Here is a 26,017-nt window from a genome sequence, read left to right on the forward strand (position 1 = left end):
GACCGCGACCGATAGGGAGTTATTTACGTGAGTGCAGTCGAGAACAAGAGTGCTGACCGGGCTGATTTCTGGTTCGACCCCCTGTGCCCGTGGTGCTGGATCACCTCGCGGTGGATCCTCGAAGCGCAGCAGGTTCGCAACATCGACGCGAAATTCCACGTGATGAGCTTGGCCGTCCTCAACGAAGGACGTGACCTGCCCGAGGAATATCGCGAGATGATGACCAAGGCCTGGGGACCGGTGCGGGTTGCGATCGCCGCTGCGAAGCTGAAGGGTGACGATATTCTGCTGCCCCTGTACACGGCTATGGGAACCAAGATCCACAACGAAGGCAACAAGGACTTTGCCGACGTCATCAAGCGTTCACTCGACGAGGTGGGCCTCCCGGCAGAACTCGCCGATGCGGCCGAGTCGACCGAGTACGACGAAGCTCTCCGCGAAAGTCATCATCACGGCATGGATGCGGTCGGCCCCGACGTCGGAACCCCCACCATCCACGTCAACGGCGTTGCCTTCTTCGGTCCCGTTCTCTCGCGCATCCCGCGTGGCGAAGACGCCGGCCGAGTGTGGGACGGCGCAGTTGCGCTAGCGAGCTACCCGCACTTCTTCGAACTCAAGCGCACACGCAACGAGGATCCGCAGTTCGACTGAGTTCGACCGCACCAGGGCCGGGTGCGCGCCGGGGGATGAGCCTGAGAGAATTGTCCCCATGCGCGTATACCTGGGTGCCGACCATGCCGGATTCGAACGTAAGAACGAGATCATCGAACACCTCACAGCCAATGGCCACGAAGCCATCGACTGTGGTGCTCACGAGTACGACGCCGTGGACGACTACCCGGCTTTCTGCATCGAAGCAGCGAAGCGGGTAGTCGCCGACGAGGGAAGCCTGGGCATCGTCCTCGGCGGAAGCGGCAACGGTGAGCAGATTGCCGCCAACAAGGTTCCCGGCGCCCGCTGCGCTCTGGCGTGGAGCGTCGAAACCGCCAAGCTGGCCCGCGAGCACAACAAGGCACAGCTCATCGGCATCGGTGGACGTATGCATTCCCTCGAGGAATCGCTGGCCATCGTCGACGCCTTCCTCGCCACGGAGTGGTCCGGCGAAGAGCGCCACCAGCGCCGCATCGACATCCTCTCGGAGTACGAGAAGACCGGCGTCGCACCGGCATTGCCGCAGGCCTGATCGAGAAGTAGTCCCGTGCCCGAAGGTCATACCCTGCATCGACTGGCACGGTTGCATGCCAAGAAGTTTGTCGGTTCACCGGTCCGCGTTCTCAGCCCGCAAGGGCGATTTGCCACTGACGCGGCGCTGGTGGACGGGCATGTACTGACAAGCTCCGATGCCTGGGGTAAACACCTGTGGCACACGTACGACAACGGTCTGACCGTCCACGTACACCTCGGTTTGTACGGAAAGTTCACCGACAGCGCCCTCCCGATGGAAGAACCGGTAGGGCAGGTCCGGATGCGAATGGTCGGTGCCGGTTTCGGCACCGACCTTCGTGGTCCCACCGCCTGTGAAGTCTTGCTGCCGCCGCAGGTAGCCGCTATCGAAGCCAGGCTCGGCCCCGATCCACTGCGACGCGACGCCGATCCCCAGAAGGCATGGGCGCGAATCTCGAAGTCCAAGACCGCAATCGGCGCACTGCTCATGGACCAGGCAGTGCTGGCCGGGGTTGGCAACGTCTACCGCGCTGAGTTGCTGTTCCGTCACGGGATCAATCCCGAACGCCCCGGCAACCTCGTCACCCACGACGAATGGACTGCCATGTGGGCAGACCTGGTCGAACTCATGAAGGTCGGCGTACGACGCGGAAAAATGCACGTCGTGCGTGCCGAGCACGACAACGGCGATCCGGCCTACTCCAAGGATCGCCCGCGCACCTACGTGTACCGGCGCGCGGGATCACCGTGCCGGGTCTGCGGAACACCGGTCCTTCATTCCGTCATGAAAGCGCGAAACCTGTTCTGGTGCCCCGTGTGCCAGGCGGTTTAGAAGTCCATCCCGCCGTCGAAGTCCATTCCGCCGCCGTCGTAGCCGTCATAACCGCCGCCGTCGTAACTGCCACCGTCGTAGCCTCCGCCGTCTGCGGTGTCGTCGGTATCGCCATGGTCGTAGCCTCCCTGATCGCCGGCGTCACCTTGATCTGCGGCACCCTGGTCGCCGCCCGCAGCGAAAGTTTCTGCGCCGTAAGGAACTCCGGCCATTCCCGAGAACATGGTCGAGAACAGCATCATCGAACCCAGACCCCAGGCGCCCGCGACGAGGGCAGGTTTCCACCACGGTTCCGAGTACCAACCGGCCGGAACGGGCCGGCCGGCGACGCGGCCGCCGGGGTAGTAGTTGGGGGTACGCGGCGACGGGGTCGGTGATGCCGCGACCTTGCGGCCCTCGAACTCGACCTCTCGGGACTCGGTCACCGCGCCCGCAGCTTTCTGGCCGTCGATGGTGGGAACATCGGGGCCCGGGTCCATTCCCATGGCGACGCGGGCCGCACGAATGTAGTAAAGCCCTTCCAGCGCAGTCTGTTTCGCGAGCCGCGCCTGAACGGGAGTCGCAGCCTGATCGATCTGTGAGCCCGCCGCGGTGTAGCGCTCGGCTGCGTCGGCCAGTGCCTGCCGTGACGGTTCGTCGGTGCCGGTGAGGTTGTACACCTGGCCGCCGAGTCGCTCGATTGCCTGCCTGGCATCAGCTTTGGCGTCGTCGAGTTGTGTCGCGCTGTGGGTAGAACCGCGTTGCTGGCTTTTCATGACCAGGAACACGACGACAGCCAGAACGACGAGAATGAGAAGAATCGTGGTCACGGGGTTGGCCTCCGAGCAGTATCGAACCGGACAACTCCAGGATACGGATCGCGGCAACAAAAAATCCGCACCGGCGAGGCCGGTGCGGATTTTTGTGGAAGCTTCCCTCCGATGGAGGGGATGACGGGAATCGAACCCGCGTGATCAGTTTGGAAGACTGAGGCTCTACCATTGAGCTACATCCCCGTGCACACGCGAACTCGGGATCGCCGTGTTCGTCGTCTGCGATTCGAAACTGTACCCAATGCGGGTGCGGATTTCATAATCGGGGGGTCGAAAGCGTTCTCACCAGGGAAATCTTCGGCGAGGGCTTGTAGTTCACCGTGTGGTGGTGGCTAGTTCACCGTGTGGTGGTGGCCCAGACCGGAGTTTCGAGCCGAATGCAGGCTGCACGTGCTTAGGGCTATCCGCGTACAGGCCATCCGTGTACAAATGGTGGGCGAGTTCGTGAGAGAGTAGAGAGCGCGATAAGGTTTGGCGCAGCCGCAAGTACGCGGCTGTTTTCGCGAGTGTGTTTCAAAGAAGCACGTTTGCGGTAACGGGATGTAGCGCAGCTTGGTAGCGCATCCGCTTTGGGAGCGGAGGGTCGCAGGTTCAAATCCTGTCATCCCGACAAGTACGTATACGAGACTCCACTACTGCACACGCAGGAGTGGAGTGTCGTGCAAGACCGCAAACCTGCAGTAGCCAGTTATGAGCAAGACCAGACGAAGGAGCGAAGTTTCGTGAAGAGCACCGTCGAGCAGCTCAGCCCGACGCGAGTCCGTATCAACGTTGAGGTGCCCTTCGCGGAACTCAAGCCTGATTTCGACAAGGCCTACAAGGCCCTCGCGCAGCAGATTCGTCTCCCAGGCTTCCGTCCGGGCAAGGCCCCGGCCCGCCTCCTCGAGGCTCGCGTCGGTCGCGCCGCTGTGCTCGAGCAGGTCATCAACGACGCTCTGCCGTCGCGTTACTCCGAGGCTGTCACCAGCGCCGGCGTGAAGGCACTCGGCCAGCCCGAGATCGAGGTCACGAAGCTCGAAGACGGCGACGTCCTCGAATTCGCTGCCGAGGTCGACGTGCGCCCCGAGATCGAACTCCCGGATTTCAGCTCCATCAACGTCACGGTCGATCCGATCGAGATCACCGATGAGGCCATCGAAGAGCAGCTCCTCTCGCTGCGTCAGCGTTTCGGCACCCTCACGGGCGTCGACCGCGCAGTCGAGGACGGCGACTTCGTCTCCATCGACCTGTCGGCCACCGTCGACGGTGAGAACGTTGCCGAGGCTACGGCTAGCGGACTCTCGCACGAGGTCGGTTCGGGCCAGCTCATCGAGGGCCTCGACGAAGCCATCATCGGCCTCAAGGCGGGGGAGTCCAAGGACTTCACGTCGACTCTGGTCGCCGGTGAGTTCGCAGGCAAGGAAGCCGTTGTCACCGTGACCGTGCAGACGGTCAAGGAGCGCGAGCTTCCGGATGAGGACGACGAGTTCGCACAGCTCGCCAGCGAGTTCGACACCCTCGACGAACTGAAGGCAGACCTCCGCGAGCGCGTCGGACGCGTCCGCAAGGTCGAGCAGGCCGGCCAGATCCGCGACAAGGTTCTCGAGCAGCTGCTCGAGACCGTCGAGGTTCCGCTGCCCGAGGCCATCGTCAAGGCTGAGGTCGACGCTGCGCTGCACGACGCCGTTCACGGTCTCGATCACGACGAAGAGGCTCTGAACAAGGCTCTCGAAGAGCAGGGCAGCAGCCGCGAAGAGTTCGACAAGGACACGTTGGAGGCCGCTGAGCGCTCCGTCAAGACGCAGCTCCTGCTCGACTCCATTGCTGATGCCAACGACGTCACCGTCGGCCAGGACGAGCTCACCGAGCGCATCCTGTTCCAGGCGCAGCGTTACGGCATGGCTCCGGAGCAGTTCATCCAGCAGATCCAGCAGGCCAACCAGCTTGGTGCGATGTTCGCCGATGTCCGCCGCGGCAAGGCTCTCGCAGCCGTCGTCGAGGCTGCCGGCGTCACCGACAGCAGCGGCGCTGCTGTCGACACCGCTGAGCTTTTCGGTAACGGCAAGGCCGACGAGGACGCAGAGGCGTCTGATTCTGCCGAGAGCGAAGACAAGTAAAAAAGCAGGTTATCGGGTGTTTTCACCACGATCGGCTGCAATGAGTTTTCCGCTTTGAGCGAAGTAGGGCGGCACCGGGACTCCGGTGCCGCCCTACTTGGTTAGTGTCTGTGTCAGCAATTCGTATTTGGCAAAGAAGATCCACATAGAAGGCAGGTACCGTGACTTCCAATCACCTGGAGACTTTGCAGAGTCCCGCCATGACTTCAGCCACCGCTGGGTTGAACCTCAGCGACTCGGTATACGAGCGCTTGCTCCGTGAGCGCATTATTTTCCTCGGTACCCAGGTCGACGACGACATCGCAAACAAGCTGTGCGCGCAGATCCTGCTGCTCTCGGCCGAGGACCCGACGCGAGACATCTCGCTCTACATCAACTCGCCTGGTGGATCCGTCACCGCCGGTATGGCGATTTTCGACACCATGCAGTTCGCGGAGTGCGATATCGCAACCTTCGGCATGGGTCTCGCCGCGTCGATGGGGCAGTTCCTGCTCTCCGCCGGCACCAAGGGCAAGCGTTACGCCCTGCCGCACGCCCGCATCATGATGCACCAGCCGTCCGCCGGTATCGGTGGTAGCGCCAGTGACATCGCGATCATGGCCGAGCAGTTCAAGCACACCAAGCGTGAAATGGCCGAGCTGATCGCCCAGCACACCGGTCAGACGGTCGAGCAGATCACCGCTGACTCGGACCGTGACCGTTGGTTCACGGCGAAGGAAGCCCTCGAGTACGGCTTCGTCGACCATGTCGTCTCTCGTGCGAATCAGGCCGGCGGCACCGGCAACTGAGTCGGTTGATCCGTCCAATCGCTGCCCAATTCATACTTTGGAGAACTGATGACAAACCTTTTCGGAGCTAACTCGCTGGGCGGCCAGGCGCCGTCGGGCCCGCAGTCGCGCTACATCCTGCCCCAGTTCACGGAGCAGACCAGCTACGGCGTCAAGACGTCCGACCCGTACAACAAGCTGTTCGAGGAGCGCATCATCTTCCTCGGCTCGCAGGTCGACGACGTGTCCGCGAACGACCTCATGGCACAGCTGTTGGTTCTGGAATCGCAGGATCCGGACCGCGACATCACGATGTACATCAACTCGCCCGGTGGTTCGTTCACCGCGCTGATGGCGATCTACGACACGATGCAGTACGTGCGTGCAGACATCTCCACCGTCTGTCTCGGCCAGGCGGCTTCGGCTGCTGCCGTACTCCTCGCCGGCGGTACGCCCGGTAAGCGTTTTGCGCTCCCCAACTCGCGCATCCTGATTCACCAGCCGGCCACCGGCGGTATCCAGGGCCAGGTTTCCGATCTGGAGATCCAGGCAGCCGAGATCGAGCGTATGCGTCGTCTCATGGAGAACACGTTGGCTCAGCACACCGGCAAGGATCCGCAGACGATCCGCGTCGACACCGATCGTGACAAGATCCTCACGGCCGAGCAGGCCAAGGAATACGGCATCATCGACGACGTTCTGGCGTACCGGAAGCTCAGCGCGCAGAAGTAGTCGAATCCCGCCTCGTGTCGACCACCGAAATTCGGTGCGCGACGCGAGGCGGATTGGTCGGGAAGTAGCAGGTGGAAGACATGCCTGAACTATTTTCCCGGCAATATTCTTGATAATCCGTCGACGAATCGCCGACAACAGGTCGACCGTGGTTCGGAACAACGGGTACCGTCACATCACGGGCTGGTTCTGGATCTGCGTTCTGGCGAGTGCACGTACATGAAGGAAGTAGGGACCTCACGAGATGGCACGCATCGGCGACGGCGGGGATCTGCTCAAGTGTTCTTTCTGCGGTAAGAGCCAGAAGCAGGTCAAAAAGCTCATTGCAGGACCCGGGGTGTACATCTGCGACGAGTGCATCGACCTCTGCAACGAGATCATCGAAGAAGAACTGGCCGAGTCAAGCGAGGTCAAACTCGACGAGTTGCCGAAGCCCGCGGAAATCCGCGATTTCCTCGAGAACTACGTCATCGGTCAGGACTCCGCCAAGCGGACGCTCGCGGTGGCTGTATACAACCACTACAAGCGCATCCAGGCCGGCGACAAGGGCCGCGATGCCCGCGGCGAAACCGTCGAACTCGCAAAATCCAACATCTTGATGCTCGGCCCCACCGGCTGCGGTAAGACGTATCTCGCACAGACCTTGGCGAAGATGCTCAACGTTCCGTTCGCGATTGCGGACGCAACGGCTCTGACCGAGGCGGGTTACGTCGGCGAAGACGTCGAGAACATTCTGCTCAAGCTGATTCAGGCTGCGGATTACGACGTCAAGCGTGCCGAGACCGGCATCATCTACATCGACGAGGTCGACAAGATCGCTCGTAAGAGCGAGAACCCCTCGATTACCAGAGACGTTTCCGGTGAGGGTGTTCAGCAGGCTCTGCTCAAGATTCTCGAAGGCACGCAGGCCAGCGTTCCGCCGCAGGGCGGACGCAAGCATCCGCATCAGGAATTCATCCAGATCGACACCACGAACGTGCTGTTCATCGTTGCCGGTGCGTTTGCCGGCCTCGAGCGCATCGTGTCCGATCGGGTGGGCAAGCGCGGCATCGGTTTCGGTGCCGAGGTTCGCTCCAAGGCCGAACTCGACACAGTCGATCGTTTCGCCGAGGTCATGCCGGAGGATCTGATCAAGTTCGGTCTGATTCCCGAATTCATCGGCCGTCTGCCCATGATCGCGTCGGTCACCAACCTCGACAAGGCGTCGCTCGTTCAGATTCTGTCCGAGCCAAAGAACGCTCTCGTGAAGCAGTACCGTCGACTGTTCGACATGGACGGCGTGGAACTCGAGTTCACCGAGGAAGCCCTCGACGCGATTGCCGATCAGGCCATCCTCCGCGGCACCGGTGCCCGCGGGCTGCGCGCCATCATGGAAGAAGTTCTTCTTCCCGTGATGTACGACATCCCCAGTCGCGACGACGTCGAGAAGGTCGTGGTGACCGCCGAGACCGTCATCGACAACGTTCTGCCGACTATCGTCCCGCGTAAGCCTGAGCGCGGCGAACGCCGCGACAAGACGGCGTAGAACATCACGCAGTAGAATCTGAAAACAGTTGTGGCCCGGTATCTCTCGCGAGATACCGGGCCACAGTTCTATGTGGGGTGTTCGACTAGATCGGGTTGCCGAGTTCCTTGAGCGGGGTGCGGAAGGTTTCCTTGGCGGTGAAGGCGGAGATCGCACAGATGACGCAGGCGACGGACGTAAGGATTGCGACAGGCATCCAGTGCGTCTTGTCGCCGCCCATCAGAGCGTTGCCGATGGCTGGTGCAAAACCGGCGAGCGCAAATCCGACCTGGGTTCCGATCGCGATGCCGGAGTAGCGAACCTTGGTGTTGAACATCTCGGAGTAGAACGACGGCCAGATGGCGTTGGGCGCTGCGTAGAAGACGGACATCAAGCCGATCGCGGCAAGGAAGATGAGCGGAACGTTGCCGCTGGCGATCGCGCCGAAGTAGACGTAGATGAAGACCGCGCTGCCCAGTGCGCCGCCGATGAACAGTGGCCGACGGCCGATTCGGTCGGACAGCATCGCCCAGGCGGGCTGGCTGATCAGTGCGACGGCGTTTGCGGCAATGGCAACCCACAGCATCGTCGACTTGGGGATACCGACTTCTTCCGTGGTTGCGAAGGCAAGACCGAACACGGAGAAGATGGTCGACACCACGGCGATGAAGGCGCAGCAGATGACGCGGACAAGATTGGCGCTGTGGGTGCGAAGCAGATCGGCGACGGGGAGCTTGGCAACGGTCTTGGCGTCCTGCTGCTCGATGAACTCTTCGGGCTCTTCGAGCTTGAGTCGCATGATGTACGCGGCAATGAGAACAATCAGGCTGCCCCAGAACGGAATTCGCCAACCCCAGGTGTAGAGGATATCGTCAGGGAGTGCGGCGATGGGGAGGAATACCAGGCTGGCGAGGATGAATCCGGCTTGAGTGCCGTTGAGTGTCCAGCTGCAGAAGAAGGCGCGTCGACCTTCCGGCGCGTGCTCGAGAGTGAGTGAGCTCGCGCCACTCTGTTCGCCGGCCGCGGAGATGCCCTGCGCGATGCGCATCAGCACGAGCAGTATCGGGGCGAACACTCCGATCGAGTCTGCGCTCGGGATACATCCGATGAAGAAGGTGGCTGCGCCCATCATGATGAGTGTCAGCAGCATGATCTTCTTGCGTCCGACGCGGTCGCCGAAGTGTCCGAGGACCACGGCGCCGAGGGGACGCGCGATGTAGGCAACACCGAACGTCGCGAGGGAGAGCAGTGCCGCGTGTCCGCTGTCGGGGAAGAACACCGTCGGAAAGATGAGTGCGGCGGCTGATGCGTAGATGTAGAAGTCGTAGTACTCGAGCATGCTGCCGAGGAACGACGACGTGGCGGCGCGTTTGACCTTGGTGGTGTCTGTTGTGGTCAAGTGCCCCGCCTCAGGTCCCGACGGTGTGACCGTACTAGCTGACATGCTCATCTCCTGGTGGAAGCGACTGTGGAGGCTCTACATCCGCTTGTGGTGCCGTTCGTACTTTGAACGTTTGTGCGGAGAGCGATACAAGGAATGTAACTGACGCCACACCAACTACACAAGATTATTAACCAAATAGTTCATAAAAATCTAGCTGCAAGGAGAATGAACATGAAAGGCGCAGTTCAGAGGGTTATGGCTAAGGCTGCTGCGTGGCCGCGACCAGTTCGGCTACTTGCTCCTCCGTGATGCCGAGGCCAAAGGCTGCGAGTTTGCCGAGCGGCATGGAACCCGCCATGGCCATCAGTTCGGGTGCTATCGGCGGGGAATCCTCAGTGGCGGCAGCGGCCATTGCGGCACCGAGAACTGCGCCGCCGACCGGATGCGCAAACCACTCGGCGATGGTGGACATCGAATTCAGCGGGCGAGGGCCGATGTTTCCCGACAGGGTGATCGTGTCCGTGGTTGCAATGTCGCGCGACGAGAAACCGACGCGAATGTCGTAACCCCCGGCTTCGATCGCCCAGTCCTGATCCTCGACCGACCAGTAGGCAAACGCGCGCGGGTCGAGCGTGATCGTCGTAGTTGCCGATTCCCCGGCTTCCAGATGGACCTTGGCAAAGCCCTTCAGTTCCTGGGTCGGGCGGTCGATACCCGAGTTCGCGTCGTGGACGTACACCTGCACAACAGTGCTGCCGGCCCGATCTCCGGTATTGCGGACGGTCACGGTGACCTCGGCAGAGTTCTCGCCAGTGGTGAGTGTGGTGTCGGTGACGGCAAAGGTGGTGTAGCTGCGACCGAAGCCGAAGGGGTACGCAACCTCGCGGTCGATCGCGTCGTAGTACCGGTATCCCACATACAGTCCCTCGCCGTATCGGACATGTTGCGCGGACCCCGGAAAGTGAAGGTACGACGGGTTGTCTTGCAGCCGAAGGGGAATCGTCTCCGTGAGGTGACCGGACGGGTTGACGAGACCGAACAGGATGTCCGCGATCGCCGACCCGCCGGCCTGGCCGAGCAGCCATCCTTCGAGGATGGCGGCCGCGTACATGCGCCACGGGATGATCGAGACGACGCCACCGTTGGACAAGACCACGACGGTGTTCGGATTGGCGCTGTGCACGGCCTTCAGCAGAGCGATCTGATCGGCGGGCAAGTCGATGTCCGACCGGTCGAACCCCTCGGATTCGGTGGCTGACGGGAGGCCGAGGAAGAGGACGGCGACGTCGGATCTGCGGGCAGCGTCGACGGCTTCGGTGACTTTCTCGCTGTCTGGTTTGCCGTCGAAGGTGAATCCCGGTGCAAATGTCACGCGGTCGGAACCTGCGATGGCCAGGATTGCGTCCAGTGCAGTGTCGAGCGTGGTCGGTACCACCTGCGAGCTGCCGGCTCCCTGGTATCGCGGGCTGCAGGCAAACTCGCCGATGACGGCGACGGTGTGCCCGCCCGGCGTCAGGGGAAGGATCTCACCGTCGTTCTCGAGAAGGACCGCGGACTCTGCGGCAGCGGTTCGGGCGAGTTCGTGGTGACGTTCGACGTCGTAAGTGTGGCCGTCGATCCGGGCGTTTGCGGTGCGATCGACCAGCGTCGCTACGCGCTCGGCGGCTGTGGTGACGACGGATTCGTCGAGATCGCCGCGGCGTACGGCGTCGACGATCTGATCGTTGGAACCCGTGGGCGGCATCTCGAGATCCAGGCCGGCGGCGATAGCCGCAACTCGGTCGTTCACGGCTCCCCAATCGGAGACGACAAGGCCGTCGAATCCCCACTGCTCGCGCAGAACCTCGGTGAGCAGCCAATGGTTCTGGCTCGCGTAGACGCCGTTGATCTTGTTGTACGAGCACATCACCGTGGTCGGCGCTGCCGTCGTGACCGCATATTCGAATCCTGCGAGGTAGATCTCCCGCAGGGTTCGCTCGTCGATGTCGGCACTGACCCGCATGCGGTCGTGTTCCTGGTTGTTGGCGGCAAAATGCTTGAGCGACGTGCCGACCCCACGGGACTGAATGCCGGTGATCAGCGCGGCGGCCACGCGGCCGGATACGAAGGGATCCTCGGAGACGTACTCGAAGTTTCGCCCGCACAACGGGGATCGTTTGATGTTGATGCCGGGGCCGAGGAGGACCGAGACCTGCTCGGCTTTGGCCTCGTCGCCCAGCGCTTCGCCGACGCGGCGAATGAGGTCGAGATTCCAGGACGAACCGAGTCCGACCGCCGGCGGGAAACATGTGGCCGGGATGCTCTGGCCGAGCCCGAGAGCATCGCCGCCTTCCGGTTGTTTACGAACGCCGTGTGGACCGTCGGTCAGCAGAATCGACGGAATTCCGGTAACTGCCTGGCTGTGCCAGAAATCCGATCCCGAGGTCAAAGATGCCTTGTCTTCGAGGGAAAGGTCCTCGAGTGAAAGCTCGTGCGCGCGGTTCTCGGTCACGTGTGTCCTCTCGGTATGCGGTTGTATTGGGCTGATCAGGAGGGTGTAGCCGCTGTCAGGAAGGCGACGACCACGTCGCCGAGCATGGTTCGTAGGTGTTCGCGATGCGTCGGGGCGATGAGGTCGCGGTCGAAGAGCGCCTTGAAGGTGTAGCGGTTTGCGATGCGAAAGACGCAGAAACTGCTGATCAGCATGTGCACGTCGAGAGCGTCGACGTCGTCTCGAAATGTGCCGGCCTTCTGGCCGTCGAGGAGGATCTGTGACACCAGATCCGCAGCGGGAGCGCCGAGTCCGCTGAGCACTTCGGACTTCTCGATGTACTCGCCGCGCAGCATGTTCTCGTTGGCCACGAGGCGAATGAAGTTCGGGTGCCGCTCGTGGTGATCGAAGGTGAGTTCGGCAAGGGCGCGAACAGCAGCAGTGGGGTCGAGGCCCTCGAGGTCGAGTTCACGCTCCTGGGCGCGGATCACGCTGTATGCGTGTTCCAGAACCGACTTGTACAGCCCTTCCTTGTCGGTGAAGTAGTAGTAGATCATGCGTTTTGTGGTGTGAGTCTTGGTGGCGATCTCGTCCACGCGGGCTCCGGCGAATCCCTTGTCGGCAAACTCCTCAGTCGCGACGGCGATGATGTTCACGCGGGTGAGATCGCTGTTTCGACGTCGTTTCTCGGGCTTGGATGCCAGTGCATTCGCGGAGGGCTCGGAGACCATGCACCTCACTCTATCTGCGAGGGAGTTGGGTGAGTTCCTTGTCGAGTTCGCGTCGGAGGAGTAGTGTCCGATGAATTAACTCACTAGTTCGTACATTAGCTTCGAGGTGACCCGATGACAGCAACACGACCGATCCTGGTTCTCAACGGACCCAATCTGAATCTGTTGGGGCAACGTCAACCGGAGTTCTACGGTCGCGGCACCCTTGATGACGTGGTTGCGCGGTGTGAGGTCGCGGCCGCAAACTTCGGCGCTGTCATCGAAGCGAAACAATCGAACCACGAGGGCCAATTGATCGACTGGATCCACGAAGCGCGTGGGAAGGTCGCCGGCATCGTGATCAATCCCGGCGGCTACTCCCACACGTCGGTCGCCTTGCGGGACGCGTTGGTCACGCTCGAAGCTCCCGTGGTCGAGGTCCACATCAGTAACATTCACAGCCGTGAAGACTTCCGTCGGCACTCCTATGTCTCCGGAATTGCAGATGCCGTCATCTGCGGCTTGGGAATCGACGGGTACAGCGCCGCAGTCGAGTTCGTCTGCGCCCGAGGAGAAGAGAACTGATGAGCGAGACAATTCTCTGTGGTCTGATCGGCACCGGTATCGGTGCGTCCTTGACGCCGATCATGCACGAGGAGGAGGGGCGGGCGCAGTCTCTGCCGTACGTCTACCGCATCCTCGATCTCGACGTGATGGGACTCGAGCCGTCGGATATCGGTGAACTGCTCACCTACGCCAAGCGTTTCGGCTTCCGCGGGCTCAACATCACCCACCCGTGCAAGCAGTTGGTGATCGAGCACCTCGACGAATTGTCGCCTGACGCAGCCAAGCTCGGAGCCGTCAACACAGTTCTCTTCGATGGTGGGAAAGCGATCGGGCACAACACCGACTGGTCCGGCTTCGGACGCAACTTCGACACCGGGCTCCCCGATGCAAAGCTGGACCGGGTGGTCCAACTCGGTGCCGGCGGCGCGGGTGCTGCTGTTGCCTATGCCGCGTTGACGCGCGGCGCACACGTGCTGACGTTGGTGGATTCGAGTCTTGCGCGGGCGCAGGAACTCGCACGGACGTTGGGAGTGCAGTTTCCCACCCAAAGCGTGGAAGCGAAACACACCGACGACCTGGCCGGCGCACTCGCAGGCGCCGACGGGTTGATTCACGCGACCCCGATGGGAATGGCCGCGCACCCCGGTATGGCATTCTCCCCGGACCTGTTGCGCCCGGATCTGTGGGTTGCCGAGATCGTGTATCGCCCGCTCGAAACGGAGCTTCTCCGCCAGGCGCGCTTGATCGGCGCTCCGACGCTCAGTGGCGGCGGGATGACCGTTTTCCAAGCCGTCGACGCCTTCCGGATCTTCACCGGTATCGAGCCGGACAGTGATCGGATGCTCGCCCACATGACAGCTTTGGTCCAGGGCGAGCAGGCGGCGGTAGCACGATGAACACTCCGGTTCGGACGTCGATAGCAACCGTGTCGCTCAGTGGCACCCTCGAAGAAAAGTTGGTGGCGATTGCCGCGGCGGGCTTCGACGGTTTCGAGGTGTTCGAGCCGGATTTTGTCGCCTCGCCGTGGTCGCCGAAGGAACTGCGCACGCGGGCAGCGGATCTGGGGCTGAGCCTGGATCTGTATCAGCCGTTTCGTGATTTCGATTCCGTGAACGACGGCCAGTTCGCCCGCAATCTTGTTCGGGCGCAGCGCAAGTTCGAACTCATGGAGGAGTTGGGTTGCGAAACACTGCTTGTCTGTTCCTCGCCGCTGCCGGCGGCCAGCCATGACGACGGCCAACTGGTGGAGCAGTTCTCGGCACTGGCAGAGTTGGCGTCCGAGCACGGCAAGAAGGTGGCATACGAGGCGCTGGCCTGGGGTGCACACGTCAATACGTACGGTCATGCGTGGCGGATCGTCGAGGAGGTCGATCACCCGTCGCTCGGAACGTGCTTGGACAGCTTCCACATCCTGTCGCGCGGTGACGATCCCGCCGGAATCCGGGATATCCCCGGCGAGAAGATATTCTTCCTGCAGTTGGCCGACGCGCCGTTCCTGGCGATGGACATCCTTCAGTGGAGCAGGCATCACCGAAACTTCCCGGGGCAGGGCAGCTTCGACCTGAGCGCCTTTGCCGGGCACGTTCACGCCGCCGGCTACACGGGACCGTGGTCACTCGAAATCTTCAACGACGTGTTTCGTCGTGCCGACACCCAGCGAACGGCAGTCGACGCGCACCGGTCGCTGCTCCACTTGGAAGAGCAGGTGGCTGCCGCCGTGTCGGTGGGGGACGGACCGGAGTTGTTCACCGCGCCGGAGCGGACACCTCTCGAAGGTATTGTCTCGCTGCGCGTCGCGGCGGGACCGGCCAAGCAGGATCAGCTTCACACGATGCTGTCTTCGGTGGGCTTTCACCTGGTCGGGCGGCACCGCGATCACGATCTGCAGTTGTGGCGCCACGGCCTGCTGACCATCGCCGTCGACGCGACGGCCGGGACAGTGTGGAGCGCTCCCGGACTCCCGGCCGACCTGCCGGTTCTCACTCAGATCGGTATCCGCGCAAGTGAACCCGCCGTGTGGGGGCAGCGGGCTCGCGCGTTGGAGGTACCGGTCGAACAGGTGCGATTGCCAGGGTCGGCAGACGAGAACGCCGAAGTTCCGGACGTCGTCCGCCTGAAGGTCACCGATGCGACGTCGATCGACCTACGCGGCCCCGGCAGTGCGGCGGCGTGGGAATCGGCTTTCGACATCTATCCACGCTCGGCCGCCCGTAACCGTGCGGAGGCGTCGGTGCTCACGGGTATCGACCATGTCGCCCTTGCCGTCCCGGCCGAGAGTTGGGACTCCGTCATGCTGCTCCTGCGGTCGGTATTCGAGATGCATCCGCACGAGGGGTTGGACGTCACCGATTCCGTCGGACTTATGCGGAGCCAAGCGCTCACCCTTGTTCAAGACGGTTCGGGAAACACTCTGCGCGTGTCGCTGAACATGGTGGACGGCAGCCGAAGTGGGCTGCCCACCGTCCGCCGGGGCGGCGTCAGCCATGTTGCTTTCTCGTGTGACAACATATTTGCCGCGGCCGCCGCGATGGCGGACTGGGGATATGCGCCGCTTCCCATCTCCCCGAATTACTACGAGGACCTCGAAGCCCGCTTCGGGCTCAACGCCGAACTGCTCGACCGGATGCGCGCCGCCGGGATCCTCTACGACGCGGATGCTCACGGCGAATTCTTCCATCTGTTCACCCCGACCGTCGGCGCCGATCTGTTCTTCGAGGTCGTGCAACGAGTGGGTGGATACGAGGGTTACGGAGAGGTCAACTCCGCTGTGCGACTGTCGGCTCAGCTGCGCGCGGAGTAGACACGACCTCAACCCGGTGCGGATGGGAGTACACGTTCATCGAATCGCCGCGGATGAATCCGGCGAGCGTCAGTCCTGCCTCCTGCGCCAGCTCGACGGCCAATGACGACGGTGCGGAGACGGCGCCGAGAATCGGAATGCCCGCCATGACGGCCTTCTGGACGAGTTCGAACGACGACCGGCCGCTGACGATCAAGATCGTGTCGTAGAGGGGCACCCGGCCGTCGGTGATGGCCCAACCGATCACCTTGTCGACCGCGTTGTGACGGCCGACGTCTTCGCGCAGAGCAAGCAGTTCGCCGGTGGTGGTGAACAATCCGGCTGCGTGCAGGCCGCCGGTGGTCTCGAAGATGCGCTGTCGTTGTCGAAGAGTGAGCGGCATCGTCGACAGCGTGGTCGAGCGGACAGTTGTGGTGTCGCCGACCAGCGGGTGTCTGGTGGTTGTCCGGACGGCGTCGAGTGAGGTTTTGCCGCACACTCCACAGGCCGAACTGATGACGGTGTTTCGGTCCGTGGTGTGATCCGGCAACGGCACTGCGGGAGCCAGAGCGATGTCGAGGACGTTGTAGGTGTTCGCACCGGTTTCGTCGACGCCGTCGCAGTAGCGGACGACGCTCACATCTTCTCGGGTGGCGATGATGCCTTCGCTGAGAAGAAATCCGTGTACGAGGTCGACGTCGTTGCCGGGTGTTCGCATCGTCACCGACAGCACCCGACCGCCGACCCTCATTTCGAGTGGTTCCTCGACGGCCAGCGTGTCGGGGCGTGTGACGACTCGATCGCCCGAGATTCGAACGACCGGTGTTCGTGCGGTGACCCGGCCCATCAGCGCGGCTCGGCTGCTTCGAGTCGAACGGTGACTGCCTTCGAGACCGGCGTGTTCGATTTGGCTGCAACATGTTCGAGAGGGACGAGGGGATTGGTCTCCGGGTAGTACGCCGCAGCATTGCCGCGTGGGGTGTCGTAGGAGACGATCCGGAAATCCGTCACCCGACGCTCTTCGAGTGTTCCGTCAGGGGCGTTCCATTCGGACACGATGTCGACGAGTGCGCCGTCGTCGAATCCGAGTGCGGTGATGTCGTCGGCGTTGACGAGGATGACTTTGCGGCCGCCCTTGATGCCGCGGTAACGGTCGTCGAGGCCGTAGATGGTGGTGTTGTACTGGTCGTGGCTGCGCATGGTCTGCAGGATCAGCCGTCCGCTGGGGGTGGGTAGCCACTGCAGTTCGTTGATGCCGAAGTTGGCTTTGCCGGTGTGCGTGCGGAATTCGCGCGAATCACGCGGCGGATGAGGCAACTGGAAGCCGTCGGGTCGGCGCACGCGCGTGTTGTAGTTCTCGCAACCCGGTACGACGCGCGAGATGGAATCACGGATCAGGTCGTAGTTTCCTTCGAAGGCGGACCATCTGACGGAGTGATCATTGCCGAGTAGTTCACGGGCCAATTGGCAGATGATGGCGACTTCACTACGCAGATAGGGGCTGACCGGCGTGAGTCGCCCGCGCGAGAGGTGCACCATCGACATGGAATCCTCCACGGACACCAACTGCTTGCCGCCGGCCTGGACATCGAGGTCGGTGCGGCCCAAGGTGGGGAGAATAATCGCGGTGCGTCCGTGGACAACGTGGCTGCGGTTCAGTTTGGTGGAAACCTGAACGGTGAGTTCGCATTGGCGCAGCGCGGTTTCGGTGGCGGCGGTGTCCGGACTGGCCTGGATGAAGTTGCCGCCCATTGCCATGAAGAAGCCGGCCTTGCCGGCGTTCATAGCCCGGATCGCATCGACGGTGTCCCAACCGTGCTTTCGGGGCGCGGTGATCTTGAACTCGGTGTCGAGAGCAGCCAGGAATTCTTCGGGCATCTTTTCCCAGATGCCCATGGTGCGATCACCTTGGACGTTGGAGTGTCCGCGAACGGGGCAGACACCGGCGCCGGGCTTGCCCATCATTCCGCGCATCAGCAGGAGATTGACGGCTTCCTCGATGGTGGCGACTCCGTGTGCCTGTTGCGTCAGGCCCATCGCCCAGCAGATGACGGTGCGTTCGGAGCGAGCGAGCGCCGCAGCCGTTTCCGTCAGTTGTGACATCGTCAGCCCGGTTGCTTCGAGAACGGTGTCGAGATCAACAGCGCGAATGTTCTTTTCGTACTCGTCCCACCCGGCGCAGTACTCCTCGACAAACGCGCGGTCGACGACGGAGCCCGGATTGCGGTCCTCTCCTTCCAGGAGAAGCCGGCCAAGTCCCTGGAACAGTGCCATATCTCCGCCGAGGCGGATCTGCAGGAACTCGTCCGCGATGTCGATTCCGTGCCCGATCACGCCGGACACCTTCTGCGGATCCTTGAACCGTCGCAACCCCGCTTCGGGAAGGGGATTGACCGCGATGATCTTGGCGCCGTTGCCTTTTGCCTTTTCCAGGGTGGAGAGCATCCGAGGATGGTTCGTACCGGGATTCTGTCCTGCGATCAGGATCAGATCGGCGTTCTCGAGGTCGGGAACAGTCACGGAACCCTTGCCGATTCCGATCGACGCGGTGAGGGCGCTGCCCGACGATTCGTGACACATGTTCGAGCAGTCCGGCATGTTGTTCGTGCCGTAACTGCGAATCATCAACTGGTACAGGAACGCGGCCTCGTTGGACGTGCGACCGGAGGTGTAGAACACGGCTTCGTCGGGGGAGGCCAGGCCCGTCAGATGATCGGCGATCAACGCGTAGGCGCCGTCCCAGTCGATGGGTTGGTAGTGCGTCGCGCCGGGAACGAGCACCATCGGGTGCGTCAGGCGTCCTTGTTGCCCAAGCCAGAAGTCGGTCTTGCCATCGAGATCCGCGATCGAGTGTTCGGCGAAGAACTCGGGTGTGACGGTGCGCAGAGTCGCTTCCTCGGCAACGGCCTTTGCGCCGTTCTCGCAGAATTCGGCGGGCTTGCGGTGTCCCGGGGTTTCGGGCCACGCGCAACCGGGGCAGTCGAAACCGTGGCGTTGATTGAGCCGGGTCAAGGTTCGCGCAGTCCGGAGTGCGCCCATCTGTTCGACACCACGTTGCAAGGAGACGAGGACGGCGGGAACGCCCGCGGCGTAATCCTTCGGGTGGGTGACCTCGAGGTCGGATTCGTCGATGTCGTTGATGGGGCCCTGGCGCGTCATGACTCCATACTCTCCCGAATGCGGCGGGTATGCCATGAAAGCGGGAATGTGTGTCGCGGCGCCTTGCCGGTACGCTCGCACGATGGGTGTGAGCGTGCGGCCGGCCGAAACTGCGGATATTCCAGCACTTGCAGAAGTTCTTGCAGACGCGTTCGATGACGATCCGCTGATGGTCTGGATACTGCCCGATGATGAATCTCGACGAGTACGGTTGGCACGCTTGTTTGCCGCCGAAGTTCGGTATCACCACTTGGCCGGCGGTGGGTCGGAAGTAGCGGTCGACGAGAACGGTGTGATCGGGGGAGCAGCGCTCTGGGATCCACCCGGGCGGTGGAAGCAGTCGACGTGGGAGTCCGTGATCAGTTTTCCGGCTGTCGTGCGCGCATTGGGGACCCGCATGATGATCGGTGCCGAAGTGGGCGGCGTCCTCGAGAAGGCTCACCCACCGACCCCGCACTGGTATCTCGCGACTATCGGGACCGGGGCGCAGGCGCGCGGCGGCGGGTACGGCAAGGCCCTGCTGAACTCGAGGCTCGATCGGTGCGATCGAGATCGGATACCGGCCTATCTCGAATCCAGCAAGAAGGAGAACATCCCGTACTACAGCCGTTTCGGATTCGAGGTGAGCGACGAAATCGTGATACCTGATGGAGGACCCACCGTTTATCCGATGTTGCGGGAGCCGAAGTGATGTTGCCTGAACTGCACGGCGGTACGCTGTTCGACGAGTTGGACGATTACATCGCCCTACCGAGGTTGTCGGGTCTGGCACTCTCACCGGACGGTTCGATGCTGATCTGCGGGCGGGCTGTCCTCGACGAGACCGGTACCGAGTACGTGTCCTCGCTGTGGGAGTTCGATCCGCAAGGTCGCCGGCCGGCCAGGCGGCTGACCTGGGGCACCACCAGCGAGTCCGGTGCCACGTTTACTTTCGACGGAGACATCCTTTTCACCGCAACCCGTTCCGTACCGGGGGAGGACTCGCCGCAACCAGCTCTATGGCGGTTGCCCGCCGATGGCGGCGAGGCGAGCGTGGTGTGTCGGCGCACCAGCGGCATGTCGTCGATCATGGCTGCGCGGTCGGCACCGACCTTTGTGGCGCACACCCCGGTCATGGCGTCGGCGCGCGGTCTCGAACACGACGACGAGATCCGCACGGCCCGCAAGGACGGCAAGGTCACGGCCATGCTGCACACCGGATACCCGGTGCGGCACTGGGATCACGATCTGGGACCGGATCAACCGCACCTTGTCGTCGGCGAATCCGATGCAGAAGGTGCTGTTGTTCTGCGCGACGTGACACCGAACGCCGGAGCGGCGCTGCGCGAAGGTTCGATGTCGATCAGCGCCGACGGATTGTTTGTCGTGTCCACGTGGGCAGTCGGGGATTCCGGCGCCGCCCGCCGCTCGACCGTCGTGCGGGTCGACACGCTGAGCGGGAACCGGGTCACACTGGTGGACGACGCCGGTGCCGACGTGCACAGTCCCGCCGTTTCCCCGGACGGTACTCGGGTCGCGTTCATCCGTGAAACTCTTACTACTCCGGAGCATGCGCCGCGAGTGTCCTTGGGGCTCTACGATTTCCGAACCGGCGCAGTGACTGCTGTTGCGGACGGCTGGGACCGCTGGCCGACGTCGCTGGCGTGGCTGTCCGACGGATCAGGTTTGGTCGTCACCGCCGACGAGGGTGGCCGCGGGCCCGTCTTCACGATCGATCTGTGGGGTCAGCCTGTGCGGCTGACAAAGGACGCTGCCGCCTACACCGACATTCGCGTGTCGGCGGACGGTGAGTTTATCTACGCGCTGCGCGCATCGTACGAGGCTCCGCCGCACGTGGTTCGCATTACTCTTCGCTCGGGCGAAGTGTTGCCGTTGCGCGGGCCAGACGCGTTGCCGGAGCTGCCAGGCACCCTGACCGAAATCAGCGCGAGGGCCGAAGACGGGACGCAGGTTCGGAGTTGGTTGGCGTTGCCGACCGGCGCTGCGGCTCACGCGCCGGTACCGCTGCTGTTGTGGGTACACGGCGGTCCGCTGAATTCGTGGAACACCTGGTCGTGGCGGTGGAACCCCTGGCTGTTGGTCGCGAAGGGATACGCGGTGTTGTTACCGGACCCGGCCCTGTCCACGGGATACGGCCAGGACTTCGTGCAGCGAGGGTGGGGGCAGTGGGGCAAGGCTCCCTTCACCGACTTGATGGCCGTCACCGATGCCGCCGTGGCGCTTCCCGAGATCGACCCCAACCGCACCGGTGCGATGGGCGGTTCGTTCGGTGGCTACATGGCGAATTGGATTGCAGGCCACACCGACCGGTTCGACGCGATTGTCACGCACGCAAGCCTGTGGGCCCTGGACCAATTCGGTCCGACGACGGATTCGGCCTGGTACTGGCAACGCGAGATGTCCCCGGAAATGGCCGTCGAGAACTCGCCCCACCTGTACGTTGCCGACATCAACACCCCGATGCTCGTGGTGCACGGCGACAAGGACTATCGCGTTCCGATCGGTGAGGGGCTGCGACTCTGGTACGAACTCCTCGCGGAATCCGGATTACCCGCCGATGCTGACGGAAAGACCGATCACCGGTTCCTCTATTTCCCGGACGAGAACCACTGGGTCCTCAAACCGACGCACACGAAGATTTGGTACGAGGTGGTGATCGCCTTCCTGTCCGAGCACATCCTCGGTGAGGATGTCTCGCTTCCGGAGATTCTGGGCTGACCGAAGGTACTGGGCTGATCGGGGCCGCCGGCCCCTCACATCGGGGTAGGGGCCACCGTGAGGAAAGAGTGATTGACCCGCAACGTCGGGTACGAGGTCTCGAAACATCTGCGTCCGATGATCGATATCGACCTTGATTCTCGGTCGAAGGGATGCAAGGAACGATGGGCGCTCAACTCGGAACAACTCAACTCGGCACTACCAGCGTCGACACACTCTGCGCCTACTGCGGCGTGGGGTGCGGTCTGGTGCTCGACATCATCACCGACCCGGAGACGGGACGTAGGAAAGCGGCAAAATCGTCGGGTCTGAAGACTCACCCCACGAATTTCGGGCGGTTGTGCACCAAAGGCTCCACGACGGCGGACATGCTGGCCGGCCCCGGTCGAATGGAGTCCGCGTACCTGCGGCCCAGTCGTGGTGGTGCGATCGAAGCTGCGGACATCGACGCCGTGATCACCGAGACAGCGCACCGTCTGCGCGCGATGATCGACGAGCACGGCCCGGATGCCGTTGCGTTGTACGTGTCGGGGCAGATGTCTCTCGAAGCCCAGTATCTGTCGAACAAGCTGGCCAAGGGATTCATCGGAACCAATCAGATCGAATCCAATTCTCGGCTGTGCATGGCCAGCGCAGGCACCGGATACAAGCAGTCCCTGGGCGCGGACGGACCACCCGGTTCGTATCAGGACTTCGAACATGCGGACGTGTTCTTCGTGATCGGCGCGAACATGGCGGACTGCCATCCGATCTTGTTTCTGCGGATGATGGAGCGCGTCAAGGCGGGCGCGACCTTGATCGTCGTCGATCCCCGGCGCAACGCCACTGCCGACAAGGCGGATCTGTTTCTCCAGATCGCGCCCGGCACGGATCTTGCTCTGCTCAACGGACTGCTGCACCTCCTTGTCGAGAACGGCCACACCGATCCCGAGTTCATCGCCGAGTTCACCGAAGGCTGGGAGAGCATGCCCGGCTTCCTCGCGGAATACTCGCCGGACAAGGTCGCTGAGATCACCGGCATTGCGGAGGCCGACATCCGCGCCGCCGCCCGGTTGATCGGTGAGGCCGGAAACTGGATGAGCTGCTGGACAATGGGTTTGAACCAGAGCACCCACGGAACGTGGAACACCAACGCCATCTGCAACCTGCATCTCGCGACCGGCGCGATCTGCAAGACCGGTAGTGGCCCGTTCTCGCTGACCGGTCAGCCGAACGCCATGGGCGGCCGCGAAATGGGTTACATGGGTCCAGGATTGCCTGGTCAGCGTGCGGTGATGATCGACGCCGACCGTGAATTCGTGGAGGACCGGTGGGGCATTCCCCACGGGGCGCTGCGCACCGACGTCGGCGGCGGAACCATCGACATGTTCACCCGGATGGCGGCCGGAGAGATCAAGGCGTGCTGGATCATCTGCACCAATCCTGTTGCAACGGTGGCGAATAGAAAGACGGTACTCGCCGGACTGGAGAAGGCGGAGCTTGTCGTCACTCAGGACGCGTTCCTCGGCACCGAAACCAACGAATACGCCGACGTACTGCTCCCGGCGTCGCTGTGGACCGAATCGGACGGAGTGATGATCAACTCCGAACGCAACCTGACGCTCTTCCAGCGGGCACTGGACCCGGTCGGCCAAGCACTGCCGGATTGGCAGATCATCGCCCGGATCGCGTGTGAGATGGGCTATGCCGACGCATTCACATACACGTGTGCCGAGGACGTGTTCGAGGAAATCAAGCGGTTCTGGAATCCGAAGACCGGCTACGACCTGCGGGGAGTTACATACGAGCGCCTCCGGGAGAACTCCATCCAGTGGCCGTGCCCACCGGGCAGCGATCAGGACCGCCACCCCATTCGATACCTCAATGACGGCGTCAGCCAACGGCTTCTCGTGCGGGAGGACGGCAGCACACCCCGCCTTGCATTCCCCACCGCAAGTGGCCGCGCGTCGTTCTTCGCCCGGCCGCACATGCTGCCCGCCGAAATGCCCGACGACGACTACCCGTTCCTGCTCAACACCGGCCGACTCGCGCACCAGTGGCACACCATGACCAAAACCGGCAAGGTCGCCAAACTCAACAAACTCAATCCGGGCCCATTTGTCGAAATGCATCCCGATGATGCCGCCAGGCTCGGCATCGCCGACAAGGATGCGATCGAGGTTGCCTCACGCCGCGGTCGCGCGGTGCTACCCGCTCTGATCACCGACCGGGTGCGTCCGGGGAACTGCTTTGCGCCATTTCACTGGAACGACGCATTCGGCGAGTACCTGACCATCAACGCCGTCACCAACGACGCAATCGATCCGGCGTCGCAGCAACCGGAGTTCAAGGCTTGCGCCGTCACCTTGACCAAGGTTGCCGTGACCAAGCTTGCCGTGACCGTGCCGGAAGCAACTCCCGCCCTGAGGGGAACGCACGTGTCTCGGGTCGACGTTCTCGCTGATGTCCTCGGTCACAACGATGCGCCGGCAATAGTATTCGATCCACTCGAACAGCAGTATCTTGCCGGGCTTCTCGCCGCACTACGGACGGATGCCGACCGCACACCGGGCGTTCCGACCTTGCCTCCTACCGCGCCCTTCGATTCGGCTAAGCGGATGTGGGTCGACGGTGTCCTGGCCGGGCTGTACTCGCGAACGGCAATTCCCGGAGTCGACCGGTCCGAGAGCCGACCGGACGAGCAGCGGGCGCAGATCGTGGTGCTCTGGGCATCGCAGACCGGCAACGCCGAGGAATTTGCCGCCACGTGTGCTTCTCGGCTGCGGGAAGCGGGCTTGCCGGTGCGGATGCACGGGATGGACGAGTTCTCGGTCGCCGACCTCGCGGACACCTCTGAACTGCTGCTGATCACCAGCACGACCGGCGACGGAGATCCCCCGGACAACGGCAGTGGATTGTGGGATGCCCTGACAGGCGACGACGCCCCCTCGCTGGCCGGGACGCGCTATGCCGTCATCGGTTTCGGCGACTCCAACTACGACGACTTCTGTGGGCACGGGCGCAAACTCGACGCTCGGCTGTCCGAACTCGGGGCTACCCGCATCATCGATCGTGTCGACTGCGAACCGGACTACGAGGACGACGCTGCCGGGTGGTTGGACGCGGTCGCTACCGCTGTGGGGGATGAGCCCGCCCCCGCCGTCGTCGGGACAGCTCGTGTGAGCGCGCAGCAAGACAGTTCACCGGTGTACAGCAAGAAATCTCCCCTGATCACCAGCCTGTCGCGCAACGTCGTCCTCAATCGCCCTGGTTCGACAAAAGATGTCCGGCAGTTGGGTTTTCATCTGCCCGAGGGCACTGTCAGTTACGAAGCCGGCGACGCACTGGGGGTCTGGCCACGCAACAGCACCCCGATCGTCGACGAATGGCTCTCGGTCGCCGGACTCGACGGTGAGAGCACAGTCGAACTGGGGGAGTACGGTGCGATGACGCTACGTACCGCGCTCTCCGAACGCCTCGAGATCACCCGCGTCACCGGTGACCTGCTCCGGTTCGTACATCAGCGAACCCGGGACAGCGATATTGCGGAACTGCTGAAGCCGGAGAACAAAGCCGCGCTCAAGGATTGGTCGTGGGGCCGACAATCCGTCGACGTGCTGGCCCAGTCTCCGGTGCGGGCTTCCGTCGACGAATGGCTCGGTGTGCTCAAACCTCTTCAGCCGCGCCTGTATTCGATTTCTTCGAGCCCGAAGGAGAATCCGCACGAGGTGCAGTTGACCGTCTCGGCCGTCCGGTACAACGTCGTGGGTGTCCCGCGCCGCGGGGTCTGCTCGACGTACCTTGCCGACTACGCCGGTAGCGACGACATCGGCATCTACGTCCAGAAATCCAGTCACTTCCGGCCGCCGGCGGACCCCGCGGCGCCCATGATCATGGTGGGACCGGGTACCGGCATCGCACCCTTCCGGGCCTTCCTGCACGAACGACGAGCATTGGGGCATACCGGACCGAACTGGCTGTTCTTCGGGGAACAGCACGCCGCTACCGACTTCTACTACCGCGAAGAAATCGAAGAACTCCGCCGAGACGGATTCCTCACAGAACTCGACGTTGCGTTCTCTCGGGACCAATCCGAGAAGATCTACGTCCAGGACCGGATGCGTGAACGGGGCGCGCTGCTGTGGGAGTGGCTGCAGAACGGCGCACATTTCTATGTGTGTGGTGACGCCGAGCGGATGGCCAAAGATGTCGACGGCGCCCTGAGCGGTGTGGTCGCGCAATACGGAAAGCTGGCACCTCGCAGTGCCGAGGCGTACGTCAAGGCGCTGGCCGCGGAGAAACGCTACGTACGTGACGTCTACTGATTTGCGATCCCTGCATTGC

The 26,017-nt window shown here is 62.7% G+C and carries 19 protein-coding genes and 2 tRNA genes; 14 read left to right on the forward strand and 7 right to left on the reverse strand.

The genetic code is table 11. The features are described 5' to 3' along the window. Positions 1-21: 21 nt before the first annotated feature. From ACFRFQ_RS17115 to ACFRFQ_RS17125, 3 genes are read left to right on the forward strand one after another with little or no spacing between them, the layout of a single operon-like run. Positions 22-651 carry a DsbA family protein gene (locus tag ACFRFQ_RS17115; protein ID WP_378660596.1) on the forward strand — a complete coding sequence of 210 codons (630 nt, stop codon included), beginning with the start codon at positions 22-24 and terminating at the stop codon, positions 649-651. Positions 652-709: 58 nt separating this feature from the next. After that, complete coding sequence (locus tag ACFRFQ_RS17120; RefSeq protein WP_033232848.1) at positions 710-1,183, forward strand: ribose-5-phosphate isomerase; 474 nt, start codon at positions 710-712, stop codon at positions 1,181-1,183. Between the two features lie 15 nt (positions 1,184-1,198). Continuing rightward, positions 1,199-1,996, forward strand: a complete 798-nt coding sequence (locus ACFRFQ_RS17125; RefSeq protein WP_378659909.1) for an Fpg/Nei family DNA glycosylase — start codon at positions 1,199-1,201, stop codon at positions 1,994-1,996. Here ACFRFQ_RS17125 and ACFRFQ_RS17130 read toward each other — a convergent pair. Both ACFRFQ_RS17130 and ACFRFQ_RS17135 read right to left on the reverse strand, forming a co-directional pair. Then, positions 1,993-2,751 carry a DUF1542 domain-containing protein gene (locus ACFRFQ_RS17130; RefSeq protein WP_378660598.1) on the reverse strand — a complete coding sequence of 253 codons (759 nt, stop codon included), beginning with the start codon at positions 2,749-2,751 and terminating at the stop codon, positions 1,993-1,995. The genes ACFRFQ_RS17125 and ACFRFQ_RS17130 overlap by 4 nt on opposite strands. Positions 2,752-2,917: 166 nt before the next feature. After that, positions 2,918-2,991: transfer RNA gene (locus ACFRFQ_RS17135), tRNA-Gly, on the reverse strand. 353 nt (positions 2,992-3,344) lie between these two features. Here ACFRFQ_RS17135 and ACFRFQ_RS17140 point away from each other — a divergent pair. The 5 genes from ACFRFQ_RS17140 (at position 3,345) to clpX (ending at position 7,928) form a co-directional block, all read left to right on the forward strand. Next, a tRNA-Pro gene (locus ACFRFQ_RS17140) sits at positions 3,345-3,418 on the forward strand. Between the two features lie 112 nt (positions 3,419-3,530). Further along, positions 3,531-4,904, forward strand: a complete 1,374-nt coding sequence (gene tig / locus ACFRFQ_RS17145) for a trigger factor (protein WP_033232854.1) — start codon at positions 3,531-3,533, stop codon at positions 4,902-4,904. 200 nt (positions 4,905-5,104) lie between these two features. Then, positions 5,105-5,692, forward strand: coding sequence for an ATP-dependent Clp protease proteolytic subunit (locus tag ACFRFQ_RS17150; protein ID WP_007730960.1), 588 nt, complete (start codon positions 5,105-5,107; stop codon positions 5,690-5,692). A gap of 48 nt (positions 5,693-5,740) precedes the next feature. Further along, positions 5,741-6,403 carry an ATP-dependent Clp protease proteolytic subunit gene (locus ACFRFQ_RS17155; protein ID WP_378659912.1) on the forward strand — a complete coding sequence of 221 codons (663 nt, stop codon included), beginning with the start codon at positions 5,741-5,743 and terminating at the stop codon, positions 6,401-6,403. Between the two features lie 244 nt (positions 6,404-6,647). Beyond that, entirely contained in the window at positions 6,648-7,928 is a 1,281-nt protein-coding gene (gene clpX / locus ACFRFQ_RS17160; protein WP_033232860.1) for an ATP-dependent Clp protease ATP-binding subunit ClpX, read from the forward strand. Positions 7,929-8,013: 85 nt separating this feature from the next. Here the strand turns inward: clpX and ACFRFQ_RS17165 are convergent, their stop codons facing one another. The 3 genes from ACFRFQ_RS17165 to ACFRFQ_RS17175 form a co-directional block, all read right to left on the reverse strand. After that, positions 8,014-9,351: an MFS transporter gene (locus tag ACFRFQ_RS17165; RefSeq protein WP_378659918.1), complete on the reverse strand. Its 1,338-nt coding sequence runs from the start codon at positions 9,349-9,351 to the stop codon at positions 8,014-8,016. 199 nt (positions 9,352-9,550) lie between these two features. Beyond that, positions 9,551-11,782 carry a glycoside hydrolase family 3 C-terminal domain-containing protein gene (locus ACFRFQ_RS17170; protein WP_378659921.1) on the reverse strand — a complete coding sequence of 744 codons (2,232 nt, stop codon included), beginning with the start codon at positions 11,780-11,782 and terminating at the stop codon, positions 9,551-9,553. Positions 11,783-11,817: 35 nt separating this feature from the next. Next, positions 11,818-12,492 (reverse strand): TetR family transcriptional regulator, encoded by a 675-nt coding sequence (locus ACFRFQ_RS17175; protein WP_378659923.1) that lies wholly within the window; start codon positions 12,490-12,492, stop codon positions 11,818-11,820. A gap of 114 nt (positions 12,493-12,606) precedes the next feature. On the opposite strand from ACFRFQ_RS17175, the gene aroQ reads away from it, so the two are divergent. From aroQ to ACFRFQ_RS17190, 3 genes are read left to right on the forward strand one after another with little or no spacing between them, the layout of a single operon-like run. Next, on the forward strand, positions 12,607-13,056 hold the full coding sequence (aroQ, locus tag ACFRFQ_RS17180; protein WP_378659926.1) for a type II 3-dehydroquinate dehydratase: 450 nt from the start codon (positions 12,607-12,609) through the stop codon (positions 13,054-13,056). Beyond that, the gene (locus tag ACFRFQ_RS17185; RefSeq protein ID WP_138872834.1) at positions 13,056-13,934 is read left to right on the forward strand and encodes a shikimate dehydrogenase; all 879 of its coding nucleotides are present in this window, start codon (positions 13,056-13,058) and stop codon (positions 13,932-13,934) included. The genes aroQ and ACFRFQ_RS17185 overlap by 1 nt, the downstream gene beginning before the upstream one ends. Beyond that, the gene (locus ACFRFQ_RS17190; protein WP_378659929.1) at positions 13,931-15,838 is read left to right on the forward strand and encodes a TIM barrel protein; all 1,908 of its coding nucleotides are present in this window, start codon (positions 13,931-13,933) and stop codon (positions 15,836-15,838) included. The genes ACFRFQ_RS17185 and ACFRFQ_RS17190 overlap by 4 nt, the downstream gene beginning before the upstream one ends. On the opposite strand, the gene fdhD is transcribed toward ACFRFQ_RS17190, so the two are convergent. Beyond that, positions 15,795-16,664: a formate dehydrogenase accessory sulfurtransferase FdhD gene (gene fdhD, locus ACFRFQ_RS17195; RefSeq protein ID WP_378659932.1), complete on the reverse strand. Its 870-nt coding sequence runs from the start codon at positions 16,662-16,664 to the stop codon at positions 15,795-15,797. The two genes, ACFRFQ_RS17190 and fdhD, sit on opposite strands and share 44 nt — an antisense overlap. Further along, positions 16,664-18,976, reverse strand: a complete 2,313-nt coding sequence (locus ACFRFQ_RS17200) for an FdhF/YdeP family oxidoreductase (protein WP_378659937.1) — start codon at positions 18,974-18,976, stop codon at positions 16,664-16,666. Before ACFRFQ_RS17200 ends, fdhD begins: the two co-directional genes overlap by 1 nt. Positions 18,977-19,058: 82 nt before the next feature. Here ACFRFQ_RS17200 and ACFRFQ_RS17205 point away from each other — a divergent pair, with 82 nt between their 5' ends. The 3 genes from ACFRFQ_RS17205 (at position 19,059) to ACFRFQ_RS17215 (ending at position 25,998) form a co-directional block, all read left to right on the forward strand. Continuing rightward, positions 19,059-19,667 (forward strand): GNAT family N-acetyltransferase, encoded by a 609-nt coding sequence (locus ACFRFQ_RS17205; RefSeq protein ID WP_378659940.1) that lies wholly within the window; start codon positions 19,059-19,061, stop codon positions 19,665-19,667. Next, positions 19,667-21,694 (forward strand): S9 family peptidase, encoded by a 2,028-nt coding sequence (locus ACFRFQ_RS17210; protein ID WP_378660601.1) that lies wholly within the window; start codon positions 19,667-19,669, stop codon positions 21,692-21,694. Before ACFRFQ_RS17205 ends, ACFRFQ_RS17210 begins: the two co-directional genes overlap by 1 nt. 164 nt (positions 21,695-21,858) lie before the next feature. Then, positions 21,859-25,998, forward strand: a complete 4,140-nt coding sequence (locus tag ACFRFQ_RS17215; RefSeq protein WP_378659943.1) for a molybdopterin-dependent oxidoreductase — start codon at positions 21,859-21,861, stop codon at positions 25,996-25,998. Positions 25,999-26,017 lie beyond the last annotated feature (19 nt).

The organism is Rhodococcus sp. NPDC056743 (genome assembly GCF_042790355.1).
GTDB lineage: Bacteria > Actinomycetota > Actinomycetes > Mycobacteriales > Mycobacteriaceae > Rhodococcus_F.